This window comes from Roseateles sp. NT4 (assembly GCF_051857475.1).
Classification (GTDB): domain Bacteria; phylum Pseudomonadota; class Gammaproteobacteria; order Burkholderiales; family Burkholderiaceae_C; genus Pelomonas.
Genome location: NZ_JBPZGZ010000002.1, coordinates 1,617,488 through 1,631,922 on the forward strand (window position 1 = coordinate 1,617,488; position 14,435 = coordinate 1,631,922).

The 14,435-nt window shown below is 58.6% G+C and carries 11 protein-coding genes and 2 pseudogenes; 9 read left to right on the plus strand and 4 right to left on the minus strand.

Going from position 1 to position 14,435, the window contains the following annotated elements; all coding sequences use genetic code 11:
- Positions 1 to 97: 97 nt before the first annotated feature.
- Positions 98 to 520 (plus strand): hypothetical protein, encoded by a 423-nt coding sequence (locus ACS5PN_RS17225; protein ID WP_439465204.1) that lies wholly within the window; start codon positions 98 to 100, stop codon positions 518 to 520.
- Positions 517 to 1,506, plus strand: coding sequence for a relaxase/mobilization nuclease domain-containing protein (locus tag ACS5PN_RS17230; protein ID WP_439465205.1), 990 nt, complete (start codon positions 517 to 519; stop codon positions 1,504 to 1,506). The genes ACS5PN_RS17225 and ACS5PN_RS17230 overlap by 4 nt, the downstream gene beginning before the upstream one ends.
- A 169-nt stretch (positions 1,507 to 1,675) precedes the next feature.
- Here the strand turns inward: ACS5PN_RS17230 and ACS5PN_RS17235 are convergent, their stop codons facing one another.
- Positions 1,676 to 2,485 carry a hypothetical protein gene (locus ACS5PN_RS17235; protein WP_439465206.1) on the minus strand — a complete coding sequence of 270 codons (810 nt, stop codon included), beginning with the start codon at positions 2,483 to 2,485 and terminating at the stop codon, positions 1,676 to 1,678.
- Between the two features lie 958 nt (positions 2,486 to 3,443).
- On the opposite strand from ACS5PN_RS17235, the pseudogene ACS5PN_RS17240 reads away from it, so the two are divergent.
- Positions 3,444 to 4,067, plus strand: a pseudogene (locus ACS5PN_RS17240) (nucleotidyl transferase AbiEii/AbiGii toxin family protein); the annotation flags it as partial.
- Positions 4,068 to 4,118: 51 nt separating this feature from the next.
- On the opposite strand, the pseudogene ACS5PN_RS17245 reads toward ACS5PN_RS17240, so the two are convergent.
- Positions 4,119 to 4,328, minus strand: a pseudogene (locus ACS5PN_RS17245) (IS30 family transposase); the annotation flags it as partial.
- A gap of 385 nt (positions 4,329 to 4,713) precedes the next feature.
- Positions 4,714 to 5,562 carry a DUF6694 family lipoprotein gene (locus ACS5PN_RS17250; RefSeq protein ID WP_439465207.1) on the minus strand — a complete coding sequence of 283 codons (849 nt, stop codon included), beginning with the start codon at positions 5,560 to 5,562 and terminating at the stop codon, positions 4,714 to 4,716.
- 185 nt (positions 5,563 to 5,747) lie between these two features.
- Between ACS5PN_RS17250 and ACS5PN_RS17255 the strand changes: the two genes are divergently transcribed.
- Genes ACS5PN_RS17255 through ACS5PN_RS17275 form a run of 5 tightly spaced genes read left to right on the plus strand, consistent with a single transcriptional unit; the run spans position 5,748 to position 11,171 of the window.
- Positions 5,748 to 8,234, plus strand: a complete 2,487-nt coding sequence (locus ACS5PN_RS17255; protein ID WP_439465208.1) for a hypothetical protein — start codon at positions 5,748 to 5,750, stop codon at positions 8,232 to 8,234.
- Positions 8,235 to 8,264: 30 nt separating this feature from the next.
- Positions 8,265 to 8,867 carry a hypothetical protein gene (locus tag ACS5PN_RS17260; protein WP_439465209.1) on the plus strand — a complete coding sequence of 201 codons (603 nt, stop codon included), beginning with the start codon at positions 8,265 to 8,267 and terminating at the stop codon, positions 8,865 to 8,867.
- Complete coding sequence (locus ACS5PN_RS17265; protein ID WP_439465210.1) at positions 8,864 to 9,025, plus strand: hypothetical protein; 162 nt, start codon at positions 8,864 to 8,866, stop codon at positions 9,023 to 9,025. Before ACS5PN_RS17260 ends, ACS5PN_RS17265 begins: the two co-directional genes overlap by 4 nt.
- Before the next feature lie 35 nt (positions 9,026 to 9,060).
- A complete protein-coding gene (locus tag ACS5PN_RS17270) occupies positions 9,061 to 9,522 on the plus strand; it encodes a hypothetical protein (protein ID WP_439465211.1) in 462 nt (153 codons plus the stop codon).
- 20 nt (positions 9,523 to 9,542) lie between these two features.
- The gene (locus ACS5PN_RS17275) at positions 9,543 to 11,171 is read left to right on the plus strand and encodes a S8 family serine peptidase (protein ID WP_439465212.1); all 1,629 of its coding nucleotides are present in this window, start codon (positions 9,543 to 9,545) and stop codon (positions 11,169 to 11,171) included.
- A gap of 617 nt (positions 11,172 to 11,788) precedes the next feature.
- Here the strand turns inward: ACS5PN_RS17275 and ACS5PN_RS17280 are convergent.
- Positions 11,789 to 11,971, minus strand: coding sequence for a hypothetical protein (locus tag ACS5PN_RS17280; RefSeq protein WP_439465213.1), 183 nt, complete (start codon positions 11,969 to 11,971; stop codon positions 11,789 to 11,791).
- A gap of 526 nt (positions 11,972 to 12,497) precedes the next feature.
- On the opposite strand from ACS5PN_RS17280, the gene ACS5PN_RS17285 reads away from it, so the two are divergent.
- Complete coding sequence (locus tag ACS5PN_RS17285; RefSeq protein WP_439465214.1) at positions 12,498 to 14,351, plus strand: hypothetical protein; 1,854 nt, start codon at positions 12,498 to 12,500, stop codon at positions 14,349 to 14,351.
- Positions 14,352 to 14,435: the final 84 nt, after the last annotated feature.

The following is a 14,435-nucleotide window of genomic DNA, read 5'->3' on the forward strand; positions in this document are numbered from 1 at the left end:
GACGGTGGACCTTCGAGGCTTGGGTGATCGACTTCGATCAGCAGCGGCACAGCGCCAGATCCCGTCTGCAGCATGGGTAAGGAAGGCGATCGTGCAAATGCTTGACGACACCGCCGGCGGCAACAGCGGACCGATAGGCGGTGGATCGGGGGCTCAAGTAGTCGCTAAGGTCACGCTGCGCTTGACGCCAGCGCATGCCGCGGCACTTGCCGAGCGTGCTCACGCCTCGGATGTCTCGCAAGGCGCGTATGTCTGCGCGCTGATCGACGGTGAGCCGCCGTCTCCGCTTGCTGCCAATCATCACGCGGCAGTGGCGGCACTGAGCACCTCGACAGACCGGGTCGCGGCGATATCTGCCGATCTCAATGTGTTCATGCGGCTGCTGGGTCGAGGCTCATCAGCGGAACTCGATGCGTACAGAGCAGGCATCGTGTCGTTGGCCAGCGATGTGCGTCAGCATCTCAAGGTGGCAGCCGTACTGATCGCTGAGCTTCAGCCTGCACGGAGGCGGCGGCGATGACACCGAGCCAGCGGGTAGACGGCGTTCTCGTCCAGTGGGGCGAGAGACTGTTCTATCCCTCCAACCGCATCGTCAAGTCGTTGCCACCGCCGCGGCTGGAGACGTTGGTGCGGCGCAAGGCCGCTGTCATTCGGGCGCGCATTGAGGCAACGGTTCGTCGTGGCCCGCAGGTGATGGTCAAGGTGACCGGTGGTGGACGGGGTATGGCGGCCATCGCGGCGCACTTTCGCTACATCAGTAAGTACGGCCGGCTCGGCATCGAGGACGACCGCGGCACAGTGCGCAATGGCAAGGAGGCGGTGCGTGACGTGGTGGACCAGTGGCGATACGGCGGATCGCTGATCGAGAGCTACGGTCATCGGCGAGAAGCCTTCAACATCATGCTGTCGATGCCGGCGGGGACGAATGCCGCACTGTTGCAAAGGGCGGTTCGCGAGTTCGCGCAAGCGGAGTTGAGCGGGCACCGCTACGTCATGGTGTTGCATGAGCATCAGGCCAATCCACATGTTCACCTGAGCGTGAGGGCAGGGGCGGCCTCGGGAAAACGCCTCAATCCCCGCAAGACGGATCTTCACCGGTGGCGAGAGACGTTTGCTGAAAAGCTCCGAGGCTGGGGCATTGAGGCCGAGGCATCTCGCCAAGCCTCACGTGGTGAGCGCCACAGCTCTGATCCGTTGTGGCGATTAAAGGCCACGGGGGAAGGGCGTCTGCGGAATGTGGCCGCGCCGAAGAAGACCGCAAGGGCGTCCCAGGACAGTCGGCTGGATGCCATGCTGAGCTGGGCGCACCTCATGAAGGCGCTTGCGGGGTCCGAGATTGCAGAGGACCGAACGCTGGCCAAGCAAATCGGCGTTTTCATCCGAAGTGCACCCTTCATGAAAGAGCGGGCGCGACAAAGGACGGCGAGTGCGCAAGAGGTCAAGAAGCCGGTGCAGCAGCAGCTTGGTTTTGAACCATCTCAAACTCTTCCTGAGCACAGACGTTGAGACGCGCGTGCTCTGACATGTGCAGCCGAACCCGCGCTCGGGGATGCTCTCCATGCAAATTGGCGTGTCCGTGACGTCTGTGCGGGCCCGGCAGCAAATCAGGTGCTGAAAAATGCCCGGAGGTTAGAACGCTGGCTAAAGGCGAAGCCATAAGCAGATCGACTCGGTGTCAGAACTGCATGCGCCCCCCCTTGAACTCCGCAACCGAGTGAACGTCCCCAGTGGTCGCACAGCGTGCATAAAAATCGACGTAGCTCCCACTGGTAGGCCTCAGGTACAAAAGCTTGCCTTGCTTCGGAGACAAGAGCATTCGCGTTTGAAAAGAGATATAGCTATCATGATTGTGCTGACTCCATTCCACGGCATATGCGTAGTAGCTTCGAGTGCTGCTTGTATTGTGTAAAAAGACGGTATACCCGGAGCTGGTTTTTCCTGTTCCATACTTCACTGGGGCGATGCTGCATTCAAACTGCTTCGCAGCAGCGACGGACGCCGCAGATCGAGTTGGCACATCGGGGTCACTGAAAATCGCTGCGTCGATGGGCGTCATGTCCGGCTCCGCCATGGCCATTGACGTTGCGATCCCACCATCCTTGGGAATCAAGAAAAGCTGGTCACTTGACGCAGCAACGACGCCAGCCTTCTGACTTTCGGTGGTGATGCGCAGGACGCCGGCGTCTGAGTCACCCGCTTCCATGTGATAGCTTGTCGTGGTCACCTGTGTCGCGGTCTGCCCCCGCGCGAGGACACCTTCATCGCCTACGGCAGCGGACGCAGGGAGGAGGGATGCCAGATCGGCGCCAGGCTGGGTCAGTCCTGAAAAGCTCTGCGATGCAAGCAGAGGCTGCATGGCAGCTGCAACGGGAAAGGACGAGGCGTTTTCCGCCGGACTTTCGTTGCCCCCGCCACCGCAGGCCGTTAGCACGACGATGGTGGTGAGCGAAATCAACGCGCATGGGATCTTCAGGTGCTTCCTCATTTTGTCGCTCCATGATTGGTTTGCATTAGTCAGGCGGCATTTGCCCCACCGCCGCTGCAGCAAAAATTACTGCGGCGCCAACAGGATAATTTCAGGGGGGCTGGAGCGTCTCACCGAATATTCGTAGAAGCCGTTACGCCAACGCGTACGCTGTCGGCCAAATGGTGCGAAACGTAAATTCCCTGCAACTGAAGTTACCGTGGCGGGTATTTAGGCCTCGGGCGTCGCGTTTTCAGCGTTCAATTTTCTGGTGGGTCTTTGCTCATTGCCGCGGCGCACCGAGCGAAGGCGCTCCTAGCCGGGCGAATTGAGGTAACGCCCGCCAGTTCCGTCCTGAATTCGGTGATCGATGGAGGCGTCGATGGGTGTCGCAAGGAGTCGGAGTCGTCGCCGTCTGTTTGGCGCCCCTAACTTAGTTATTAATACTTCCGGCTGCGGTTGTGATTATTATTGGGGGGGCGAAATTGCATGCGCGACAATCTGTCCGCGCAGGTTATGCAGTGAACACTGGGCGGCACCAGAGTTTGTAGATATTTGCCCCGATACCGCTCGCCGCTCTAATCAAAAGTGCACTTCTTCTTCCTTCCCTTGTTCGTGCACTTGCGGGGTTACGACTCCAGCATGCCTCAGCAACGATCAAGCTAATGAGTGTGGGGCGGACGCCTTCGCCATAGCCCTCGTCGTCAGCAAAGTGAGCCTCTTGTGGCCTGTCGCTGCAGTGATGGCCATGGCCAATGTGGCCGGCACCCTGCTCGGCACCAAGGTGGCCTTCGAGCGCGGCGTGATGTCGGGGTAAGAGGCGGCGGGCCAGTCTCGACCCGCCGTCTTCGCCGATCCGGCGGAAAATCAGTCGTTGCGCAATGCCAGGGAGCTGGAGAGCATGGTCAAAGGGAGAGCCAACAAGGAGGGCGACGAGTTGGAGACCCTTGAGAGGATCAAAACGCTGGCTGTGCAGGCCATGTTCTCCGACGACGAGTTGATGGATGAATTGGTGCTGAAAGGCGGCAACGCCATGGCGCTCATCCATAGATTGACGTCGCGCCAGTCAGTGGATCTCGACTTCTCAATGCGCGATGACTTTGCCGGTGGCTTCGGCAGCGTCCAGCGCCGGATCGAACGGGCGCTGCAGAAGACCTTCAGGCCTGCTGGCTATGAACCCTTCGACTTCAAGATGGCGCAGAAGCCTTCACAGGTAACGGCAGATTTGGCGGACTTTTGGGGCGGCTACGGCTTGGAATTCAAGCTGGTGACTAACAAGCAGTTCGCGGAGCAAAAGGACGACCTTGAACGGATGCGGCGCTCGGCGCTCTCCATTGGTCAGGGCCGCAAGTTCCTCATCGACATCAGCCGGGTTGAATATGTCGAAGACAAGGAGGCGGTCGACTTGGATGGCTACCGCATCTATGTCTACTCGCCGACAATGATTGCGTGCGAGAAGCTGCGCGCCATTTGCCAACAAATGGAGGAGTACGCACCGGTTGTGAAGCGTAGCAACCGATCGGGCGCGGAGCGTGCGCGTGACTTCCTCGACGTCTTTGTACTCGTGGATGCGTTCGCGCTGGAAATGCTGTCACCGAAGGCTATTGAGATCACGCGTGAGATGTTCAGGCTCAAGCACGTTGAACTCGATTGGCTCTTCTCTTTCTGCCAGAGTCAGCGCACCTGTGCAGCGGCGGCGCTCGGGCGGTCGAATGCCGCCGCTGGCCGACAGGATCTTCTGGATCGATGTGTGCCCACGGTCAAACAGCTTGCCGATCTCATGAAGCGTCCAGCCGTCCTTCCAACGCTTCCACATCAATGCCTTCTGCGTGGCCGTGCAGTACGTTCGTGTCCGGTACTTCATTTGCAACACTCCTTCTGCCTGAGCAGTGGTCAGTGTGTTGCGTCGACCGGTTGAATCCGCCGCCGCTAACGGCGATTGACGGTGTGGAACTGATGTACTTTTGCGCGCTAGGCTGCATTGGTGGGAATGGGTGCTGCTTCCATTAGGCTTGGTGGCCGGGAGCTGGATGAGTTGGGACTACTACAGAACCCGCCGCCACTTGCCGCGCAGGGCAGACCAGTACGACAAATAGCATTGGTCGACAACGCCGTCGACTTCCGCTGCAGAGCTGCCCCCTTAACTCGCTGTCCAACTTCTGGGGAGCAGTTCACTGGTTTGGTGGACGCCATCCTGGCCGTCGTCGACGGTCCGTTCAAGATGAAGGTACTTCGCTTCGACTCAGAACTCAGTTGATGCCGAACTTCGCTTTCAGTTCGGCCAGGCGCTTGCGTTCTCGATCTCCGAAATCGGCGGCCGAGTAGAGCTTTTTGCCGTCAGGACCATCCAGCCGCACTACGGTGACCGTGAAGACAGCATCGTCCGGCACCTTCGCCGTGCCCCATTCGGAGAACATGTTCGGCGCGAGCTTCCAACTGGCCTGCTCACCACTTTCAATGCCCCCAGAGATGGAGTAGTTGAACGTGTCTTTGATCCACGGCACGCTGCGGCCAGTACTTGCCACAGTTCCCTCGAAGTAGGCGCGTGAGACGGGAGAGCCGGTACTGTTCTTGACCGTCAGTTCGATCACGGGCTCACTGCCGCCGATGAAGGCACGTGGGTGCTGATAGAACCGGGAGCGGATGACCTCGAACTTCTTCAACTGCTCGGCAGCCCGGGTAGCGGCAAGACGGCTGGCCTCAAGCTCCTTGATCTCCGCCAACGCCTGGGTTCTCTCACGGGCGAGGCGCTCCTCCTTGATCTTGGTCCCTGCCGAGATGACCTCTGCAGCGGTTTTTCCGTTGACGGCGGCGCGGACCTTCTCTTGCACGGTGGCGGGGCCGCTGCTGTCGCGCATGACCTCTCCTATGTCGATCTGACTGAACGCGAGCAGTTGAAGCGCCTCGTCGAACTCGCCCCGCTTAGCCTCCGGCAGCTTCTCTCGGACGCGCTGCACTGAAACCTTCATCGCCTCGTCGCTCGACGCGTCCAACTTCGGGTCGGAACACCCGGCGAGCAGGGCGGCCAGCGAAAGAGCGAAGACAAGTTTTTTCATATGAGCGAGTTCGTTGAGTTGTGTCGTCAGCGTTGCGGGCAAGAAGCCAGATAAAGAAGCTGCTCCTAATGCTCCGCGTCGCTTGACTGGCCCTGCGTCAAGATGACTTCACCGGCGAGATTGAGACGGCATCGTCAATGGAAAAAGTTACGCAAAGTTAAGGGATTAGCAAATTCTTGTCTTTGCGGATACAAGGCTGCCGCGCTCAGTCCACCAAATGGGAACCAATGATCCACGCTTCGTTTGTCTCGCTAAGAATCAAGGCGGCGCTGCCGCTCGCTTTGCTATTGATCGGAGGCTCCGACCACGTGGTCGCCGGCCTTCGCAAGACTGTCGTTTCGTATGAGCCAGACGCATCGCATCAGACAACTTACAGCTGGTATGACACCTCAACTGAGGCCAATACAGCCTGCGCAATATGGGCGCAATCCAAAGGCCTGGGTTCGAGTTGTGGTGGCATGGGTGGTCCGGGAGAGAACACGGGTGTGGCTGCGGCCGGTTGGGCGGGACGTGATCCCTTCGTCTACTTGGCCAACTACTACTGCGATGACGGCTATGAGTGGGACGAAGGCTTCGTAAATTGCCGCAAGCTGCAAAACGTCTTCAGCTTTTCGAGCAAGCTGCCGTCGTGTTCAGCAAAAGATCCGTATGGCAACCCCATCGAGCCGCTCAACGGCAAGAAGGCCGAAGTTCTCGATCTGGGTATTGGCGTTCGCTATATGCGGCTGTCCTTGGCCTACGACAGCTTGCGCATGGTGCTGGCCAAGCAGCTCTCACAGCCCGTCAACGCCATAGGCGCTATCCCCTCGGTGGGCGGCGAATGGACGCCCAGTTGGGCCGCCAGCATCTACCGCCGACCCGACCAAGAAGCCGGCAAATACGTCCTGCAGTACTTCAACAACCGCGGGAACATCACGACTTTCCAAGGCCCCTCTCTGGGGGTGGGCGCGACACTGACCTCGGCCTCCGATCCCGAGGCGAAGCTGACCATCACGGATGAGTACGGCGGCATCATGGTTCGTGACCCCGCCAATGGGGTCTTAGCCCTCTTCACGCGAGCCACGCCTGAGCGGTTTGCGATGAGCGAGCTGTGGCAACTGGATGGATCCAAGATCACGGTAACCCTCTCCGCGCCCTGGTCGCCCATGTATGTAGGCAACTCTATGGTGAACGGGCTGCCGATCTCCGTGGCGGACCCGTTCGGCCAGTACGCCGTTTTCCGGTACGGCTTGTTCCCGGAGTCGGGTGATCCCCAGATCGACGCCAAGGTCACCAAGATCCTCTCCACCTCCGGCTCGGTCGATCTCGGCTACAGCGCAGAGGGTAGGTTGGACAGCTTTACCTGGGCCGACGGAAAAGTTCAGACCCTCGTGCTCGAATCGACCACCGGCGGTGTGGGTCCGCTATGGACCGGCGTGAAGGACGAAGACGACAAGCGCTTCAGCACCTTCAGCTACGACGCCGACGGCTACGCCACCTCTACCGAAAGAGCCGGCGGTACCAACAAGTTCTCCAGCAGCTTCACGAGCCGCCCGCAGCTCAGTGCCGTGCGAGCGTACGACTCGACCAAAGGCATCTACACCCGCTCCTTCAATCTCACCCTGCCGTCAGTTGCCACTGTCACGGGCCCTAACGGGCAAAGCGTGTCGGTCACGTCCAAGAGCGTGCAGGGTCAAAACGTCCCTGCCTCCAAGTCACAGCCTGCCGGATCCGGCTGTGCTGCGAGCACCCGCTCTCAGGACTTTGACGCCAGCGGCAACTTGAACTGGCAAGAAGACTTCCGGGGCTACCGCAGCTGCTACGCCAATGACCTGACGCGAAACCTGACCAAGACGCGCGTTGAAGGCCTTCCCACGGGCACCGCTTGCGCCGCCTTGCTGGTCGACGGCGCCGCGCTGCCGGCCGGCTCGCGCAAGATCACTGCGGCCTGGCACCCCGTCTGGCGCTTGGAGACCAAGGTGGCCGAACCCCGCCGCCTCGTGACTAAGGTCTACAACGGTCAGCCCGACCCCTTCAACAGCAACACGATCGCGTCCTGTGCGCCCGCCACCGCATTGCTACCGGACGGCAGCCCGATCGTCGTGCTGTGCAAGCAAGTCGAACAAGCGACCACCGATGCCGACGGCAGCAAGGGCTTCAGTGCGACGCTGGATACGGCCCCGAGTGTCCCCAAACGCGAAGAGAAGTGGACCTATGACGCCTACGGCCGCGTCCTCACCTACAGCGACCCGCGCAGCAACGTCACGACTTATGCCTACTTCAGCGACACCACCGCTGACCACACCCCAGGTGATCTGGACAGCGTCACCAATGCTAAACAACAGGTGATTCACTACACCAAGTACAACACCGCAGGCCAGTGGCTGGAGATGACTGACGCCAACAACGTCCTGACGGTTCGCACTTTCGATGCGCGCCAACGCCTCAAGATCAGCACGACAAACGGCGCGCTGACAAGTTACGACTACTGGCCCACGGGGCTACTCAAGACAGTGACGCAGCCCGACCTGAGCAGCGTGAGCTATGGCTACGACGACGCCCATCGCCTCACCACCATCACCGACAACCGGGGCAACAGCATCACCTACACGCTGGACAACAGCGGCATCCGCACCGGCGAGGTCATCAAGGACCCAGCGAACCTCCTGACGCGATCCCTCACGCGCATCCCCGATGCGCTCAACCGGATTCAACAAGTGACCGGGAGGGAATGAGTCATGCGAACTGAACCGATCAAACCCTCCGTGAGCCGCTTGGACCGCCCGGCCACCTCGCTCAGACTGAGCGCGGCGCTGTTGGCTGTACTGTCCGGCGCCGCCGGTGCCCAGACGCTGCCGATCCCTCCGGTGTCGCCGACCCCGGTGGCCAATTACGAGTACGACGCCGAAGGCAACCCGACCAAGCGCGTGGTCGCGCCCAGCACCAAGGCCTGCGCCACCAAGGACGAGTACGACGCCCTCGGGCGGCGCAAGAAGTCCACCAACGCCAAGAATGGCGTGACCGACCTGGGCTACGACCTGAGAGATCAACTCACCTCCGTCACGGACCCCAAGCGACTGATTACCCAGTACAAGCCTACGGGCCTGGGAGACACCGAGCAGCTCATCAGCCCCGACACCGGGACGGCCAACAGCACGTTCGATGCGTCAGGCAATCTGAAGACTTTCACCGATGCCCGTGGCGTGCTGGCCACCTGGGCCTACGACGAACTCGATCGCCCCAAGCAAGTCGTCTACAGCAAGTCCGGCAGCACCAGCCGCACCTTTAGCTGGACCTATGACCAAACCGGGGCGAGCTTCGGCTCCGGCGTGGGGCGGCTCACCACGGCCGCCACGCCCGTTGCATGACAAATATTAAAAGACTTGGTGGGACACAGGCTCTTGAAGCCCTGGATGACCTCAAGCAAGCTTTGTCCTCTAGAGCTATTGATGGCTCACTCGGTTTGGCCTTTGACAAAGCTAGGCGTGAAATTGAACAAGAAATAAAATCTGGTAAAAATAAATAGCACCGGAACCAATGATCAGTTTTTATGGAAGCGCCATGACTAAGTATTTGGTTGCAAAAAGTTCTGTAATAGCAGTATTGACCGCATTGTCTCTTGCCGGTTGTGGCGGCGGCGGCTCCGAATCCGAAACCGCAGGCGGGCCTTGCAATGTTGAGGTCGACGAGCCCGTCCTCACTATTCAAAAGGCTACCAACGCTAGCGGCGGCGCAGCTATCGCGGAAATTCGCCTGACAAATATAAAAATAAACGACGTTGTCCCAGACCCATCACTGTTGGTGATCGAGTCAAAGGGGATGTCAGTGGATGGCGGCGCGCTTGTATGCAAGGCGCCCTGCGGCTTTTGGTCGGGCAAAGCAAAAATATCCTTTACTGCGGCTGCCAACGGATTTCAGTCCAAGAGTTTCATTGTCGACGCGGTCTATTCGACTCAAACGGGAAACTGCCCAGCCCGCTTGACTAATGGCACGAAGATCGAGGTGGCGTTGGCGCCAATTTAGTTTTTTCACGAAAGGGAGAGATGAAAAATAGAATTATTGCGGCTTTGATTGCCGCCAGTGCTATTGCGGCCAATTCAGCACCGATTGAAGATCAAACGGACCAGGTGCTTATAAAATTTGGTGACGCGAGTCCCTCGGCGAAAAGCCTAAAGGATCAAGAATTGGCCATCCTGAAATCGGCGCTGGGCACTTTGGGATTCAGCGCGCGTCATTTGAGAACAATGGATCGTGGTATCCATGTCCTAAAGCTTGATCGATTTACCTCGAGTCGAGCGTTGAGTGCCAGTTTGGCTGTAATCGCCAAAGCGCGTGGTGACGTTGCTTTCTTCGAGCCTGATTTGATCGGCGTGCCGGTAACTTCGGATCCAAAATATTGGGAGCAATGGAGCCTGTTTGACGGCTCTGCGGGAGCCAATGTCATACCCGCATGGTCGACTGGAGCGACAGGCTCGGGAGTCGTTATTGCTATTGTCGATACCGGCTTGACAGCACATGACGATCTGTTTGGACAGACCGTTTCTGGCGGGTATGACTTCGTAAGCAATGCTTCTCTGTCGCGAGACGGAGACAGTCGTGACGCAAACCCGACGGATCCCGGTAACTGGCGCACTGCCGGGCAGTGCACAGGCGATCTTTCCAATGCAGCCAATTCAAGCTGGCATGGAACGATGGTGGGAAGCATCGCGGCGGCGGGAACTGAGAACGGTCGCGGCATTGCAGGAGTCGCGCAGTTTGCAAAACTACTCTCTGTGAGAGTTAGTGGCGCGTGCGGTGCTTACCAAAGTGACTTGGCAGACGGCGTCCTTTGGGCGGCTGGCGGAGCGGTATCTGGCGTTCCGCAGAACAGTTATCCCGCTAGGGTAGTCAACGTTTCTATCGCTGGCGACGGCGCATGCCCCTCTGTATTGCAGTACGCCGTCAGCAGTGCTCGCGCATTCGGTGCGACGGTCGTGGCCGGGGCCGGAAATAAGGGTGTCGATGTAAGCTCAGCATGGCCAGCAAATTGCACTGGCGCTATTGCTGTCGCAGCAATCGATATGACCGGCCAGAGGTGGGTGGAGAGTGCGCAAACGGCCAGCAACTATGGAAGTGGTATCGCTCTGTCCGCCCCTGGAGTTAGTATGTGGGTAGCGACGAACGACGGCTCGACAACGCCTACAACCGATACCTATAAAATGCAGCAAGGCACTTCGCTTGCCGCTCCAGTTGTTTCGGGCTCGGCAGCATTGATGCTGTCGGTTAATCCAGGGCTGAATCCAGATGACGTGTCGATCATCTTGAAGGGAACTGCAAAGGCGTTCCCAGCAACCTGTTCAGGATGCGGCTCTGGCATTGTCAACGCGACGGCCGCTGTGAATGCGGTGCGAAGTGGAACTCCCCAAGGGGCCTTTACCCAGGCGTACATCACACGTACTGGTAGCATGTCCTCTACTCTCGTGCTTACAAATACAGGACCTGGGTGGATCACCGGCATTAAGGCAAGTTGCACGCAATCGGGCGCATCGATTACAACGCCCCCCCAGTCAGCGCTTGGGCCGAACAAGTCGACAACAATAATTTCGTCCAATAGCCCCTATAGCTATACCTGCGGATTCAGAGTCACAGGAAACAACGTAACCAATTCGCCATATCAGAACGGTGCGTTCTAGCCTGCAGGACTATCAATCGGTTGCATCGCGGAGCGCCTGGTAAGAGAGGGCCGGTCAAATTGGTCCATGCAGGCGCGAATGACCGGTCCAGGAAGCTCGAAGCTCGGGTGAGTTAGCGATGGCGAAGAAGCCCGGTCTGACGCAGAGCGCACCAGATCGAGCGCTTGCTCGTTGCGTCGAAACGCGCGATGAACAGCGACCAAGCAGAACCCTTGCAATTCAAGCGTTGAGAGGTTAGTCCGGCATGCAGTTGTCGGCAGCTAATGGAAGGGCTAGATCTTGGCCTCCGCCCGGAGTCGCCTGATGTGCGCAGTCAAGGCAAAAAATTACGCTTAGATGTGGGATTAGCACTCGTGAGGTTGGCGGTTACACATCGGTGTCCATCGCTGCCTCAGCGAGTCCAACGCGCGGGCGAAGACTCTGCGTTGCAAAAGACTTGAAGGTACTTCTTCGCTCCCTCCTGAGCGTCTTTTGCTGATGCCGGCGACCCCACTGGAAATGCGTTGAATCGTCTCGGAAATCAGCCCCGGCCGCTTGATCGACGTCGCGGCCTTTAGAAATTCTTGTAGGTAATTCGTGAGCTTAATGTCTGAACGATTTTTGAATCTCGCTTCGTTTTATTGGCGCGGCATTTCGGCACTGACTGCCTTCAGGAGCGTCTTGTTATTGGCGACTTTCACGTTGCTTTGCGTGGTGGAGGCCAGTGCTTTGATGCCGTCGCAGTACCGCTTAAACAGGCCAACTGGCGGCTTGGTAGCCGACCCTGGCGCGGCCTGTTCAATTTGGCTGAATGATTTCAATGCTGGCAATTCAAACCAATTAAGACTCATTGGTTTTCACTGGATAGGCTTTAAAACATTCCAGGATGCAAATGGAAATTGGCTCCATTTCGATGGGGCAACTACGTTGGACGTTACTTGCTCTGGAACGATGGAGACTTGTGACCACAAGGATGAAGCCGGAGTTTGCACCTCGTGGCGCCCGTATCAATACAACTCTACGAGTACTACCGCCTTTGGCGATTGCCCTGCTGGCACCGCGTGGTCTGAGGCTGCTAGTAGTTGTGTTTGCCCAATGACTTTCGAATGGGAGCCGACAGTAGGTGCCTGCAAATGGGTGCGCGAGAAAAGTCGTGACCGACCCCGTGCTGACACGTGCTATGGGAATCCCATTTATCCCTTGACAGGAGCCAAGTCCAGATCTGTGCATTTGACGACTCTAGCGGGGCTTGAGATCAGCTTGGACTACTCGACCCGTAAGGCACAAGCGCAGGGAACCAATTTCGATCCAGGCCAAGTGCTTCCTCCACCCGCTGGAGCTGGGCCGATGTGGTCGCTCAATATCCAAAAGGCCTTTTATCGCGGCGGCCCTAATCAACAGGTCTATTTGGGACGTGACAAATGGGACATGTTCAACGGCGTCGTCGATGCCGAGGGGGAGTCCAGCGAAAGTTTGGGGCCGGATCTCCGGATGCGCTTCAAAAACGGTCTGTATCTCGTGTCGGATAAGTTGGCTGGCTTGCAATATGCATTTTCAAGTTCCGCAGCCGGATATTCTGAATACGCCACCCCGTTGGTGAGCTTCCAGTCTGTCAACGGTGCGCGAGTTGATTTGCAGCAAGACGTGCCAATCGTGCACCACGATTGGCGCTCCGTCCCAGTGTTGAGAAAGATAACCGACGCATTTGGACGCGAGGTGCAGCTTGAATATGAGCCCCTGCCTACTTATGGAGCGATGCCGCGGCTTGCCAAAATCACAGACTCGAACGGCTCCATCACATTCGCATATAACGCAAAAGGTGTGCTCAGGCTCATCATGTGGCCGGACAACTCCTACCAAGAATTCTTCTATGCGCCTTCGGACGACAAGCCTTGGCTTCTCACCAGCGTGAAAGACGAAAACCATGTGGTCACGGCGTCGTATTCGTATGACGCGCAGGGGCGGGCACTGTCGACGGAGCTGGCTGGCGGCGTGAATCGATATGCCGTGACGCAGTGGCAGAGCACGCCGAGTGCAGTCGTCAGTCGGTCGTATGACGCAGCGGCCGGGATCATCTGGCGCGAAACCAGCTGGAGCGCGCCCGGTCAAGTGGACATGCAAGCAGAAGGTAAGGCAGTCACGATCCAGTCGCGACTGGTGGCCGGCATGCCGCGCATCACGTCGCAGTCTCAACCCGCAGGTTCCGGATGCGCGGCGTCCGTCGAGAAGCGGGACTACGACGCCAACGGCAACGTGGCGTGGAACGAGGACTTCAACGGCTACCGAACCTGCTACGCAAATGACCTGAGCCGCAACCTCGAAACGTCTCGAGTGGAGGGCTTGGCCGTCGGCACCGCCTGCAATGCGGTGTTGGCGGACAACGCGACATTGCCTGTGGGCGTCCGAAAGATCAGTTCGGCTTGGCATCCCATCTGGCGTGTTGAAACCCGCACGGCGGAGCCGCGCCGCCTGACCACGAAGGTCTACAACGGGCAGCCCGATCCCTTCAACGGGGGTGCTACTGCATCGTGTGCGCCGTCAAACGCAACGCTGCCGGACGACAGTCCACTCGTCGTGCTGTGCAAGCAGGTGGAGCAGGCAACCACTGACACCAACGGCTCCAAAGGATTGACCGCCGCCGTGGACAGCGCGGTGACGGCCCGTGTGCAGCAGTGGACGTACAACCAGTATGGACAGGTCCTCACCTACAAGGATCCTCGCAACAACACGACGACCTACGCGTACTACAGCGACACCACGGCGGATCACACCAAGGGCGATCTCAACACGGTCACCAACGCCAAGCAGCAGGTCACGACGTACACCAAGTACAACGCTGCGGGCCAGTGGTTGGAGCTGAAGGATGCCAACAACGTGCTCAGCACCCGCACCTTCGACCTGCGCCAGCGCTTGAAGACATTCCAAACCGGTACGGCGCTGACCAGCTACGACTATTGGCCGACGGGGCTGCTGCAAAAGCTGACCCTGCCGGACAACAGCAGCGTGAGCTATGGGTATGACGACGCCCACCGCCTGACGACCATTACTGACAACCTGGGCAACAGCATCACCTACACGCTCGACAACAACGGGATCCGGAAAGCAGAGACGGTCAAGGATCCTTCGGGAGTCCTGACGAAGTCGCTATCCCGTATCCCTGATGCCCTCAGCCGCGTCCAGCAAGTGACCGGGAGGGAATGATCCATGCCAATTCAACCGATTGCTGTTTCGATGCCGCTATCTACATCCTGGCGAACCCTGAGCACTGGCGGACTGCTTGCAGTC

Excerpts from the sequence above, each read along its gene's own strand:
- ACS5PN_RS17275 (WP_439465212.1), top strand. The coding sequence starts at position 9,543 with ATGAAAAATAGAATTATTGCGGCTTTGATTGCCGCCAGTGCTATTGCG.
- ACS5PN_RS17285 (WP_439465214.1), top strand. The coding sequence starts at position 12,498 with ATGTGGTCGCTCAATATCCAAAAGGCCTTTTATCGCGGCGGCCCTAAT.
- ACS5PN_RS17225 (WP_439465204.1), top strand. The coding sequence starts at position 98 with ATGCTTGACGACACCGCCGGCGGCAACAGCGGACCGATAGGCGGTGGA.
- ACS5PN_RS17270 (WP_439465211.1), top strand. The coding sequence starts at position 9,061 with ATGACTAAGTATTTGGTTGCAAAAAGTTCTGTAATAGCAGTATTGACC.
- ACS5PN_RS17265 (WP_439465210.1), top strand. The coding sequence starts at position 8,864 with ATGACAAATATTAAAAGACTTGGTGGGACACAGGCTCTTGAAGCCCTG.
- ACS5PN_RS17230 (WP_439465205.1), top strand. The coding sequence starts at position 517 with ATGACACCGAGCCAGCGGGTAGACGGCGTTCTCGTCCAGTGGGGCGAG.
- ACS5PN_RS17235 (WP_439465206.1), bottom strand. The coding sequence starts at position 2,485 with ATGAGGAAGCACCTGAAGATCCCATGCGCGTTGATTTCGCTCACCACC.
- ACS5PN_RS17255 (WP_439465208.1), top strand. The coding sequence starts at position 5,748 with ATGATCCACGCTTCGTTTGTCTCGCTAAGAATCAAGGCGGCGCTGCCG.